General features: G+C 71.5%; 8 protein-coding genes. 2 read left to right on the plus strand and 6 right to left on the minus strand.

The genetic code is table 11. The annotated features are described in order from the left end of the window. Window positions 1-40 precede the first annotated feature (40 nt). Window positions 41-1588 (plus strand): MFS transporter, encoded by a 1548-nt coding sequence (locus B9W62_RS11460; RefSeq protein WP_179235431.1) that lies wholly within the window; start codon window positions 41-43, stop codon window positions 1586-1588. 54 nt (window positions 1589-1642) lie between these two features. Here B9W62_RS11460 and serA read toward each other — a convergent pair whose 3' ends face one another. The 6 genes from serA to B9W62_RS11490 all read right to left on the minus strand — a co-directional run bounded on the left by serA (window position 1643) and on the right by B9W62_RS11490 (window position 11635). Beyond that, window positions 1643-3232: a phosphoglycerate dehydrogenase gene (gene serA / locus B9W62_RS11465; protein ID WP_087807079.1), complete on the minus strand. Its 1590-nt coding sequence runs from the start codon at window positions 3230-3232 to the stop codon at window positions 1643-1645. Between the two features lie 218 nt (window positions 3233-3450). Then, window positions 3451-4449 carry a ketol-acid reductoisomerase gene (gene ilvC / locus B9W62_RS11470; RefSeq protein WP_087807080.1) on the minus strand — a complete coding sequence of 333 codons (999 nt, stop codon included), beginning with the start codon at window positions 4447-4449 and terminating at the stop codon, window positions 3451-3453. Window positions 4450-4566: 117 nt separating this feature from the next. Then, window positions 4567-5091 carry an acetolactate synthase small subunit gene (gene ilvN / locus B9W62_RS11475; RefSeq protein WP_052838449.1) on the minus strand — a complete coding sequence of 175 codons (525 nt, stop codon included), beginning with the start codon at window positions 5089-5091 and terminating at the stop codon, window positions 4567-4569. A 21-nt stretch (window positions 5092-5112) separates the two neighbouring features. After that, a complete protein-coding gene (locus B9W62_RS11480) occupies window positions 5113-6954 on the minus strand; it encodes an acetolactate synthase large subunit (RefSeq protein ID WP_087807081.1) in 1842 nt (613 codons plus the stop codon). A 239-nt stretch (window positions 6955-7193) separates the two neighbouring features. Further along, window positions 7194-10286 (minus strand): putative bifunctional diguanylate cyclase/phosphodiesterase, encoded by a 3093-nt coding sequence (locus B9W62_RS11485; protein WP_179235432.1) that lies wholly within the window; start codon window positions 10284-10286, stop codon window positions 7194-7196. A gap of 407 nt (window positions 10287-10693) precedes the next feature. Continuing rightward, window positions 10694-11635 carry a 2-hydroxyacid dehydrogenase gene (locus B9W62_RS11490; RefSeq protein WP_087807083.1) on the minus strand — a complete coding sequence of 314 codons (942 nt, stop codon included), beginning with the start codon at window positions 11633-11635 and terminating at the stop codon, window positions 10694-10696. A 74-nt stretch (window positions 11636-11709) separates the two neighbouring features. Here B9W62_RS11490 and B9W62_RS11495 point away from each other — a divergent pair, with 74 nt between their 5' ends. Continuing rightward, window positions 11710-12708, plus strand: coding sequence for an aldo/keto reductase (locus B9W62_RS11495; protein ID WP_179235433.1), 999 nt, complete (start codon window positions 11710-11712; stop codon window positions 12706-12708). Window positions 12709-12734 lie beyond the last annotated feature (26 nt).

Here is a 12734-nt window from a genome sequence, read left to right on the forward strand (position 1 = left end):
GTTCTAGACAGCCGTATAAGACGTGCGTACAGTCGCCGCCATGACAACGAACCCGCCCCGCGCAGGGCGCCGCGAGTGGACCGCGCTCGCCGTGCTGATGCTCCCGTTGCTGCTGGTCTCGATGGACGTCTCCGTCCTGTTCTTCGCGATCCCGGAGATCAGCGCCGATCTGGAGCCGAGCGGCACCCAGCAGCTGTGGATCTTCGACATCTACGGCTTCGTACTGGCCGGCCTCCTGATGACGATGGGATCCCTGGGCGACCGCATCGGCCGTCGCAGGCTGCTCCTCGTCGGCGCGGCGGCCTTCGGCGCGGCTTCCCTGCTCGCGGCCTACGCGCACACCGCCGAGACCCTGATCGCGGCCCGCGCGGTCCTCGGCATCGGCGGCGCCACCCTGATGCCGTCGACGATGGCGCTGGTCCGCACGATGTTCACCGACCCCGCCCAGCGGGCGAAGGCGATCGGACTGTGGTCCGGGGTGATGACGGCCGGGATCGCGCTCGGCTCGGTGATGAGCGGCGTCCTCGTGGAGCACTTCTGGTGGGGTTCGGTCTTCCTGGTGAACCTGCCCGCGATGGCGCTGCTGCTGGTCCTCGGTCCGGTGCTGCTCCCGGAGTCCAAGAACCCCTCACCCGGGCGCTTCGACCTGCTGAGCGTCCCGCTGTCGATGGCGGCGGTCCTGCCCGTGGTCTACGGCCTCAAGGAGCTGCCCTCCGAGGGCTGGAACGTCCGCTACGTCGTCTCCATCACCGTCGGTCTGCTCTTCGCGGCGCTGTTCGTGCACCGCCAGCGCACCGCGGCCTCGCCGATGATCTCGCCCGCCCTCTTCCGCGGGCACGGTTTCACCCCGGCCGTCGTCCTCAACCTGGTGTCGGCCTTCGGGATGATGGGGTCCTCCTACTTCACCACCCAGTACCTCCAGTCCGTGCTGGACAAGAGCGCGCTGGAGGCCGCGCTGTGGGCCCTGCTGCCGTCGGTCTTCATCGGCTTCGCCGCGCCGCTCGCCATCCGGCTGGTCCAGCTGGGTGTGGAGCGGGCGCACGTGGTGGCGGGCGGTTTCGTGGTCGCGGCGTGCGGTTACGCGCTCCTGGCCTGCGCCGGCACCGACTCCCTGTGGCTGGTGCTGGCGGCCTGCGGCGTCATGGCGGGCGGCATTGTCGCGGTGATGTCCCAGCTCACCGACCTGGCGCTCAGCTCCGCCCCGGTGGAGAAGGCGGGCGCGGCGTCCTCCCTGATGGAGACCGGCACCGAGTTCGGCGGCGCGTTGAGCATGGCGGTCCTGGGTTCCGTCGGCACGGCCGTCTACCACCACGAGATGCCGGCCTCGGCACCGGACGCGGCCCGGGAAACCCTGGGCGGCGCGCTGTCGGTCGCCGCGCGGCTGCCGGGGTCCGCGGGAGAGGCCCTGGCGACGGCGGCGCGGGAGGCCTTCACCGACGGCATGCGGGGCGCCTCGATCGCGGGTGCGGTGCTGCTGTTGGCGGCGGCGCTCCCGGCGGCGCGCGCACTGCGCGGCATCCGGGTGCGCGAGAACGCGGACACGCAGAACGCCGGACAGGCCGACTCACTCAGCCCGTCCGGCGTTTGAGGACGAGGCCCGCTCGGGGCCGTGGGCGGGGTCCGGGGGCAGCGCCCCCGGGCCTCACACCAGGTTGACGGACCGGGCGGACGTCGCGCCGATCTCCGCCGAGACCTCCGCCAGCACCCCGGAGGGCACCGTGTCGTCGACGGTCAGCACGGCGAGCGCCTCGCCGCCCACCGTCGCACGGGCGACCTGCATGCCCGCGATGTTGATGCCGGCCTCGCCGATGACGCGGCCGACGGTGCCGACGACGCCGGGACGGTCCTCGTAGCGCAGGACGACCATGTGGTCGGCGAGGGCGAGGTCCACGTCGTACTCGCCGACGGCGACGATCTTCTGGAGGTGCTTCGGGCCGGCCAGCGTGCCGGAGACCGACACCTCCTCGCCGTCCGCGAGGGTGCCGCGCACGGTGACGACGTTGCGGTGCTCGGGCGACTCGGAGCTGGTGGTCAGGCGGACCTCGACACCGCGCTCCTGGGCGAACAGCGGGGCGTTGACGTAGGAGACCGTCTCGTCGACGACGTCCTCGAAGACGCCCTTGAGCGCGGACAGCTCCAGCACCTTCACGTCGTGCTGGGTGATCTCGCCGTAGACCTCGACGTCGAGGCGGACGGCGACCTCGCCGGCCAGCGCGGTGAAGATGCGGCCGAGGCGCTCGGCGAGCGGCAGGCCCGGCTTGACGTCCTCGGCGATGACACCGCCCTGGACGTTGACCGCGTCGGGGACCAGCTCGCCGGCGAGGGCCAGGCGCACCGACTTGGCGACGGCGATGCCGGCCTTCTCCTGGGCCTCGTCGGTGGAGGCGCCGAGGTGCGGGGTGGCGACGACCTGGTCGAACTCGAACAGCGGCGAGTCGGTGCAGGGCTCCTTGGCGTACACGTCCAGGCCGGCCCCGGCGACGCGGCCCTCCTTGAGCGCCGCGTACAGCGCCTCCTCGTCGACGATGCCGCCGCGCGCGGCGTTGACGATGCGGACGCTCGGCTTGACCTTGCGCAGCGCCTCGTCGCCGATCAGGCCGAGGGTCTCGGGGGTCTTGGGCAGGTGGACGGTGATGAAGTCGGAGACCTCGAGGAGCTCGTCCAGGGACAGCACCTTGACGCCCATCTGCGCGGCCCGCGCGGGCTGCACGTAGGGGTCGTAGGCGACGACCTTCATGCCGAAGGCCGACATGCGCTGCGCGACGAGGGCGCCGATGCGGCCGAGGCCGACGACGCCGAGGGTCTTCTCGGCCAGCTCGACACCGGTGTACTTGCTGCGCTTCCACTCGCCGTTCTTCAGCGCGGCGTTGGCCTGCGGGATGTTGCGGGCGGTGGCGACGATGAGGCCGCAGGCCAGCTCGGCGGCGGTGACGATGTTGGAGGTCGGGGCGTTGACCACCATCACGCCGGCCTTGGTGGCGGCGGAGACGTCCACGTTGTCCAGGCCGACCCCGGCGCGGGCGACGACCTTGAGCTTCTTGGCGGCGGCGACGGCCTCGGCGTCGACCTTGGTGGCGGAGCGGACCAGGATCGCGTCCACGTCGGCGATGGCGGGGAGCAGTTCGGCCCGGTCCGCGCCGTTGCACTGGCGGATCTCGAAGTCGGGGCCGAGCGCGTCCACGGTCGCGGGCGACAGCTCTTCAGCGATGAGTACGACGGGTTTCGAGCTCACGTGAGTCCTCACAAGTCCAATGCGGACGGCCGTCCCGACGGCCGCATGCGGAGGGTTGCTAGCCGCGTGGAAGACGCACGACGCTGTGGGCCTGACGCGTATGTGTTCAGCAGTCTAGTGGCGTGGCGGGCAGTGTCCTGCGCCGCTGCGGAAGCATCACCCGGAAGTGGATCCCGCGGGGGTGCCCGGCGCGCCGGGCACCCCCGCGGGGCAAAGACCTACGCCTCTTCGTCGACCCAGCTCATGAGCTTGCGCAGCTCCTTGCCGGTGGTCTCCAGGAGGTGCTCGGAGTCCTGCTTCTTGTACTCGTTGTACTTCTTCAGACCGCCGTGGTACTCGTCCATCCAGTTCTTGGCGAAGGTGCCGTCCTGGATCTCGGCGAGGACCTGCTTCATCTCGGCCTTGGTGGCGTCGGTGATGATCCGCGGGCCGGTGACGTAGTCGCCCCACTCGGCGGTCTCGGAGATCGACCAGCGCATCTTCTCCAGGCCGCCCTCGTACATGAGGTCCACGATGAGCTTCAGCTCGTGCAGGCACTCGAAGTAGGCGATCTCCGGCTGGTAGCCGGCCTCGGTCAGGGTCTCGAAGCCCGCCTTGACCAGCGCGGCGGTGCCACCGCAGAGGACGGCCTGCTCGCCGAAGAGGTCGGTCTCGGTCTCCTCGGTGAAGGTCGTCTTGATGACGCCGGCGCGGGTGCCGCCGATGCCCTTGGCGTACGACAGGGCCAGCGCGAAGGCGTTGCCCGTGGCGTCCTGCTCGACGGCGGCGATGCAGGGCACGCCGCGGCCTTCCTCGTACTGGCGGCGCACCAGGTGGCCCGGGCCCTTGGGGGCGACCATGCAGACGTCCACGCCGGCCGGGGGCTTGATGAAGCCGTAGCGGATGTTCAGGCCGTGGCCGAAGAACAGCGCGTCGCCGTCCTTCAGGTTGTCCTTGATGTCCTTCTCGTAGACCTCGGCCTGGATCGGGTCCGGGACGAGGATCATGATGACGTCGGCCTCGGCGGCGGCCTCGGAGGGGCTCACCACGCGCAGGCCCTGCTCCTCGGCCTTGGCCTTGGACTTGGAGCCCTCGTGCAGACCGACGCGCACGTCGACACCGGAGTCGCGCAGCGACAGGGCGTGGGCGTGGCCCTGGCTGCCGTACCCGATGACCGCGACCTTGCGGCCCTGGATGATGGACAGGTCGGCGTCGGCGTCGTAGAACAGCTCGGCCACTGGGTTCTCTCCTTGTGTGCAGGTGTTGCGTCCCACCGTATGCCGGTGGGGGGAAGGGAAGTTTCGGGGTCTCGGAATGCGGGCGGCCGCCGTGTCCGCGGCCGCCCGTTTCCGTCGTTATGCGGACCGGTCGAGTGCGCGCAGCGAGCGGTCCGTGATCGAACGGGCGCCGCGGCCGATGGCGATCGTGCCGGACTGGACGAGTTCCTTGATGCCGTACGGTTCCAGCATCCGGAGCATGGCGGACAGCTTGTCGCCGCTGCCGGTGGCCTCGATGGTGACGGCCTCCGGGGAGACGTCGACGGTCTTGGCGCGGAACAGCTGGACGATCTCGACGATCTGGGAGCGCGTCTCGTTGTCGGAGCGCACCTTCACCAGAACGAGTTCGCGCTGGACGGCCTGGGTGGGCTCCAGCTCGACGATCTTGAGCACGTTGACGAGCTTGTTGAGCTGCTTGGTCACCTGCTCCAGCGGGAAGTCCTCGACGCTCACCACGATGGTGATGCGGGAGATGTCGGGGTGCTCGGTGACGCCGACGGCGAGCGAGTCGATGTTGAAGCCGCGGCGGGAGAACAGCGCGGTGATCCGCGCCAGGACGCCGGGGGTGTTCTCCACCAGGACGGAGAGCGTGTGCTTGGACATGGTCTCTTCGGTCTCTCTCGCTCAGTCGTCTTCGTTGTCGCCGAAGTCGGGGCGGACGTCCCGGGCGGCCATGATCTCGTCGTTGGAGGTGCCGGCGGCGACCATCGGCCAGACCATGGCGTCCTCGTGGACGATGAAGTCGACGACGACGGGGCGGTCGTTGATGGAGTTCGCCTCCTCGATCACCTTGTCGAGGTCGGCGGGGTCCTCGCAGCGGATGGCGTAGCAGCCCATGGCCTCCGACAGCTTCACGAAGTCGGGGACCCGGGTGCCGCGGGCGTCCGGGTTGACGTCGTCGGGGCCGGAGTGCAGCACCGTGTTGGAGTACCGCTGGTTGTAGAAGAGGGTCTGCCACTGGCGGACCATCCCGAGGGCGCCGTTGTTGATGACGGCGACCTTGATCGGGATGTTGTTCAGGGCGCAGGTGGTCAGTTCCTGGTTGGTCATCTGGAAGCAGCCGTCGCCGTCGATCGCCCAGACGGTGCGGTCGGGCATGCCGGCCTGGGCACCCATGGCGGCCGGGACGGCGTAGCCCATGGTTCCGGCACCGCCCGAATTCAGCCAGGTGGCGGGCTTCTCGTACCGGACGAAGTGCGCGGCCCACATCTGGTGCTGGCCGACACCGGCCGCGAAGATCGTGCCCTCGGGTGCCAGCTGCCCGATGCGCTCGATGACCTGCTGCGGGGAGAGCGAGCCGTCCTCGGGCTGGTCGTAGCCCAGGGGGTAGGTGTCGCGCCAGCGGCTCAGGTCCTTCCACCAGGCGCTGCAATCACCCCTGTTGCCCTCGTCGTGCTCCTTCTGGACGGCCTGCACGAGGTCGGCGATGACCTCCCGGGCGTCACCGACGATCGGCACGTCGGCGGCGCGGTTCTTGCCGATCTCGGCCGGGTCGATGTCGGCGTGGACGATCTTGGCGTACGGGGCGAAGCTGTCCAGCTTGCCGGTGACGCGGTCGTCGAAGCGGGCTCCGAGGGCGACGATCAGGTCGGCCTTCTGCAGCGCGGTGACGGCGGTGACCGCACCGTGCATGCCCGGCATTCCCACGTGCAGCGGGTGGCTGTCGGGGAACGCGCCGAGCGCCATCAGGGTGGTGGTGACGGGCGCTCCGGTCAGTTCGGCGAGGACCTTCAGCTCGGCGGTGGCCTTCGCCTTGAGGACGCCGCCGCCGACGTAGAGCACGGGCCGCTTCGCCGCGGAGATCAGCTTGGCCGCCTCGCGGATCTGCTTGGCGTGCGGCTTGGTGACCGGGCGGTAGCCGGGCAGGTCCATCACGGGCGGCCAGGAGAAGGTGGTCTTCTTCTGGAGGATGTCCTTGGGGATGTCGACCAGGACGGGGCCGGGGCGGCCGGTGGAGGCGATGTGGAACGCCTGCGCGATCACCTGGGGGATGTCCTCGGCCTTGGTGACCAGGAAGCTGTGCTTGGTGATCGGCATGGTGATGCCGACGATGTCCGCCTCCTGGAAGGCGTCCGTGCCGATCGAGGAGGAGACCACCTGCCCGGTGATCGCGACCAGGGGCACGGAGTCCAGGTTGGCGTCGGCGATCGGGGTGACCAGGTTGGTGGCACCGGGTCCCGAGGTCGCCATGCAGACGCCCACCTTGCCCGTGGCCTGGGCGTAGCCGGTGGCCGCGTGGCCCGCGCCCTGCTCGTGACGGACCAGGACGTGGCGCACCTTGGTGGAGTCCATCAGCGGGTCGTAGGCCGGAAGGATCGTGCCACCGGGGATGCCGAATACGGTGTCGGCGCCGACCTCCTCGAGAGAGCGAATGAGGGACTGCGCACCCGTGACGTGCTCGGGGGCGGACTGTCCTCCGGATCGGGGCCGGGGCTGCGGGTGAGCCCCGGTGGCCTGCTCGGTCATCGGCGTTCTCTTCTCGATGCTGAGGGTTTTTGCGAGGTTTGTGCGGGGTGTTTCTGCTGCTCGGCAGGTGCCTGTGCAACAAAAAACCCCTCGTGCCGTAAGGCAAGCGAGGGGAGCGCGTCGGTGTGGGTCGCGGGGAGTCCGGGGTCCGGACGTCACCTGCTTCAGCCGACGCGCTTTCCAAGTACGAGAATTCGGGTGCGCATGGCACTGACCTTCCCTCCGGCGCACACTCACTGTCAAGTGGGTGGGACGGGAGTCTCATTATGTGAGCGCAGCGCCGTGCCACCACTCAGGACGGCCGGCAGCCCGGAGGCGACACCGCCGGCCACCTGCCCGGGGCCGGTGCCGACCCCCTTGGAGTACACCCCTGCGCCGCCGCCCGCGAAGGCCGGTTCGGCCGGTCCGTGCGGCACCGGGTAGTGGCCGGTTCCGAGCGCTCTGCGCAGCCGGTACTCGTCCAGGGCGCCGGAGAACGCCATGCCCTGTCCGTGCGTACAGCCCATCGCGCGCAGGGCGACGATCTGCTCGGGCAGGTCGACGCCGTCGGCTACGGACTTCAGCCCGAGGTCGGTGGCGATGCGCAGCAGACCACTGGTGATCTTGTGCAGCCGGGCGGACTCCACGACGCCCTCGACCAGGCCCCGGTCGAGCTTGAGGACGTCCACGGGCAGCCGCCGCAGCGCGGTGATCGCCGCGTAGCCGCTGCCGAAGCCGTCCAGGGCGATCCGGACGCCGACCCTGCGCAGCGCGTTCAGCCGGCGGTCCAGCTCGTCGAGTCCGACCCGCGGGTCGATGTCCGACAGCTCGATCACGAGTGAGCCGGGCGGCAGTCCGTGCCGGGTCAGCAGGGCCTCCACGGAGCCCAGCGGCATGGAGCGGTCCAGCAGGCGGCGGGCGCCGATGCGTATGGCCACGGTCACCGACAGCCCGGTGGCCGCGCGTTCGGCGGCCTGCTCCACGGCCTCGCGGAGCACCCAGCGGTCGAGTTCGGCGGTTCTGTCGCCTTCCTCGGTCACCCGCAGGAACTCGGCGGGGGTGAACAGCACGCCCTGCGAGGAGCGCCATCGGGCCTGGGCGCAGACCGACGTGATCCGGCCGTCGGTCAGGGAGACCACCGGTTGGTGCAGCAGCGCGAACTCCCCGTCGTGCAGCGCGGCGCGCAGCCGGGTGGCCAGCTCGGCCTTGCGGACGACGTCCTGCTGCATCTGTGGCCGGTACAGCTCGACGCGCCCCTTGCCGCCCGCCTTGGCCCGGTACATGGCGAGGTCGGCGTTGCGCAGCAGCTCGCCGGCGCCCAGGCCCGGTTCGGCGAAGGCGACGCCGATGGAGGCGTTGACCCGGACCTCGTTGCCGTCGATGAGGTAGGGCTGGGAGAGCGTCAGCCTGAGCCGGTCGGCCAGCTCCCGGATGTGGCCCTCACGGGCGGCCCGGTCCCGGGCGCCGTCCCCGACGATCAGGGCCGCGAACTCGTCGCCGCCCAGTCGGGAGGCGGTGTCCCCCTTGCGGACGGCCTCGTGGAGTCTGCGGGCCGCCTGGACGAGCAGCTCGTCACCGGCCTGGTGCCCGATGGTGTCGTTGACGCCCTTGAAGCCGTCGAGGTCGATGAAGAGCACCGCCGTACCGCGCAGGGCGGCGTTCCGGTCGGAGGCGCGGCGGCCGGAGAGCGCCTGCTGGACGCGCCGGGTGAACAGGGCGCGGTTGGGCAGGTCGGTGAGCGGGTCGTGTTCGGCGTTGTGCTGGAGCTGCGCCTGGAGGCGCACTCTTTCGGTGACGTCCCGGCTGTTGAAGATGAGGCCGCCGTGGTGCCGGTTGACGGTCGACTCCACGTTGAGCCAGCCTCCCTCGCCGGACCGGAAGCGGCACTCGATGCGTGTGGTGGGTTCCTCGACCGGGCTGGCGGCCAGGAACCGGCGTACCTCGTGCACCACGCAGCCGAGGTCCTCGGGGTGGATGAGCCCGGCCAGTTCGGTGCCCACCAGGTCCTCCGCGGGCCGTCCGTAGACCCCGGCGGCCGCCGGGGAGACGTAGCGCAGGATGCCGTTGGGCGCGGCGATCATGATGACGTCGCTGGAGCCCTGGACCAGGGAGCGGAAGTGGTTCTCCTTCTGGGCCAGTTCCTGGGTGAGGACGATGTTGTCGAGCAGCATGATGCCCTGCCGGACGACGAGCGCCAGCACGACGGTGCCCCCGGTGAGCAGCACCACGCGGTCGACGCTGCGGCCGTTGAGCACGTTGTAGAGGATGCCCAGGGTGCAGACGGCGGCCGCGAGGTACGGCGTGAGCGCGGCCAGGGATCCGGCGATGGGCCGGGCGGCGGGATAGCGTCCCCGTTCGCCGCCCTGTCCGGGGCCGGGCAGGGCGGGGGGCGTGGTGGACGGTACGGCGGGGGGCGCGGGCCGGTGACCGGCGCCGCGCTGCCCGGGCAGGTGCTCGCGCACCACGCGGGTGTGGCCGCCGGTCCCCTCCTCGTCCGGCGCCTGGCGTCCGCGCCGGGACGCGGCCCAGGGCGCGTACGCGAGCAGCAGGGAGCCGGCGAACCAGCCCGCGTCGAGCAACTGCCCGGAGCGGTAGCTGTTGTGCAGCAGCGGCGAGGTGAACAGGGCGTCGCACACCACGGTCAGGCCGAGCGCGCCGATGGCGGTGTTGACGGCGGACCTGCCGACGGGCGACCGCCTGAAGTGCAGCGCGAGCACCATGCTGACGAGGGCGATGTCGAGCAGCGGGTAGGCCACCGAGAGCGCGGAGTGCGCGACGCTCGACCCGCCCTCGGCCTTGGCCGCCTGGGCGAGCGCCAGGCTCCAGGCCAGGGTCAGCAGCGAACCGCCGATCAGCCAGGCGTCCAGGCCCAGGCAGATCCAGCCGGCCTTGGTCACCGGCCGCTTGGCCAGCACCAGCAGGCCCACGATGGCGGGCGGGGCGAAGCACAGGAAGAACAGATCCGCGTAGCTGGGGCTGGGCACCGGCACGCGCAGCACGACCTCGTACCACCCCCAGACCAGATTGCCCAGGGACGCCATCGCCGAGGAGAGGGCGAACAGCAGCCAGGCCGGTCGGAAGCGGACGCGGCGTCCGCGGGCGTAGAGGAAGCAGGAGACGGCGGCCGTGGCCGCGGCGGCGCTCAGCCCGAAGTCGCCCATGATCTTGGCGACGTACTGCGAACCCCAGCCGAGCGCGGCACCGATGGCGTAGGCCGCGCAGACCAGGGCGAGCACCAGTTGACGGACGAGGGGCGGCCCGCCGGTGGCGGCCGACGGCCGGGGCAGCAGCGGTCCGGGCGCGGTCTGGCCGCGCAGCGCTCCGTCCAGCGTGGTCACGGGGGGCGGACTCACCGGGGCCTCCCGGTCCGCACCGCTCCCGCGTCCCGCGCACACCGGTGGGCGGGGCGGTCCTGCCTTCTGCGGTCGCCCGGCCGGCGCGGGCGGGAGCAGCGCTGGGCGGGCCGGCCGCCGTGGTGGCCGGCCCGACTCCGTCGGCGCGCGGTCGCGGTCGTGCGCCAGGGTCGCCGGCGGCGGCTCCGCCGCGTCGGATCGTTGGTCCATAGGCCGTGCATCGCCCGTCGCCCCCCTCACAGTCTGAGATGTCCATCCCCGGCGCCGTACGGTGCGCGGCGCGTCCCCTGTCGGACGATACACCAGGATCGTCACTCAGGGACATAGGTTCTGTACGCTCCGTGACGACCAGCGGATATGCGCGCACCCACCGCATCCGAAGGGTCGCGGAGGGTGCCCGAAACCGATTACGCGCCCGTCGTCAGAATCACGTTGCGCAGCGGCTCCCGGTTCACGAACCGGGTCAACTGGTCCACCAGCAGCCGCTTGGCGCGCGGCAGGAAGGCGGAGGTCGGACCGCCCGCGTGCGGGCTGACGACTATGCCGGGAGCATGCCACAGGGGGTGACCCGGCGGCAGCGGTTCGGGGTCGGTCACGTCGAGGGCCGCGGTGAGGCGCCCGCTCTCCAGTTCGGCGAGCAACGCCTTCGTGTCGACGACGGGTCCGCGCGCCACGTTGACGAGCAGGGCGCCGTCCTTCATCCGGGCCAGGAACTCGGCGTCCACCAGCCCCCGGGTGGCTTCGGTGAGCGGTGTGGACAGGATGACGACGTCGGCCCGCGGGAGCAGGGCGGGGAGGTCGGTGAGCGGGTGCACGGGGCCGCGCGCCGTGGTGCGGGCGGAGCGCGCGACGCGCACCACCGGCGCGACCTCGAACGGCACGAGCCGGTCCTCGATCGCGGCGCCGATCGACCCGTAACCGACGATGAGGACCGTCCGGTCCGCGAGCGCCGGCCGGAACCCGTCGAGCCACTCACCGCGGTCCTGCGCCCGCACGAAGTCCGGGATGCCCCGCAGCGACGCCAGGACCAGGGCCAGGGTCAGCTCCGCGGTGCTGGCCTCGTGCACGCCGCGCGCGTTGCACAGCCGCACGCCGGCGGGCAGGTGCCTGAGGCCGGGTTCGACGTGGTCGATTCCCGCAGAGAGGGTCTGGACGACCTGGACGGAGCGCATCTCGGGCAGCGGGCGTACGCCGACCCCGCTGGGCTTCATGTAGGGGACGACGTAGTACGCGCAGTCGGCCGGGTCGGCGGGATAGGTGTCCTCGCCGTCCCAGTGGCGGTAGGCGGGACCCTCGGGAAGGCCCTCGATCTCGTCCGGCGGAATGGGCAGCCACACGTCAGCAGTCATGGTCAGGAGGCTATGTCAGGGGGCGAAGCGGCAAAGGTTAGGTTGGGTGGTCCGACAAGGGAGGGTCACGACCGGTGGAGCGCAGGACGATCGGCGCGACGGCACTCGCGGTGGGGGCCGTCGGACTGGGGTGCATGCCGATGAACTGGGCGTACAGCGCCTCGCGGCAGCGTGGCGACGAGTCGCTCAGGGCGGTGCACCGGGCCCTCGACATCGGGTCCTGCCTGCTGGACACGGCGGACATGTACGGCCCGTTCACCAACGAGCTGCTGCTGGGCCGGGTGTTGAAGGAGCGGCGGTCCGAGGCCTTCGTGTCGACCAAGGTCGGTCTGCTGGTGGGTGAGCAGCACATCGTGGCCAACGGCCGCCCCGGCTATGTGAGACGTGCCTGCGACGCGTCCCTGCGGCGGCTCCAGACGGACGTCATCGACCTCTACCAACTGCACCGCGCCGACCCCGAGATACCGGTCGAGGAGACCTGGGGCGCGATGGCCGAGCTGGTGCGGGCCGGGAAGGTGCGGGCGCTCGGCCTGTGCGCGGTCGGGGCGCGGTCGGCCCGGCGGCCCGGGGCGCGGCTGCACGACGCCACGATCCGCCAGCTGGAGCGGGTGCAGCAGGTCTTCCCGGTGAGCGCGGTCGAGGCCGAGCTGTCCGTGTGGTCGCCGGAGGCGCTGCGCACCCTGCTGCCGTGGTGCGTCTCGCGCGGCGTCGGCTTCCTGGCCGCGATGCCGCTGGGCAACGGCTACCTGACCGGCACGCTGACGCCGGGCCAGGGCTTCGAACCGGAGGACCTGCGGGCCCGGCACCCCCGCTTCACCGCCGAGATGATGGCGGCCAACCAGCCGATCGTGGCCGCGCTGCGCCGGATCGCGGCCCGGCACGGCGACGGGGTCACCGCGGCGCAGGTGGCGCTGGCCTGGGTGCTGGCGCAGGGCCGGCACGTGGTGCCGGTGCCGGGCACCAAGCAGGAGCGCTGGGTGACGCAGAACGCGGGGGCGGCCCGGCTGCGGCTGGCCGAGCGGGACCTGGCGGAGCTGCGAATGCTGCCGCCGGCGCAGGGGTCGTGGGAGTGAGGCGCACGGCGCACGGTGCGGGCCGC

This window comes from Streptomyces sp. CS113 (assembly GCF_002188365.1).
Classification (GTDB): Bacteria; Actinomycetota; Actinomycetes; order Streptomycetales; family Streptomycetaceae; genus Streptomyces; species Streptomyces tendae.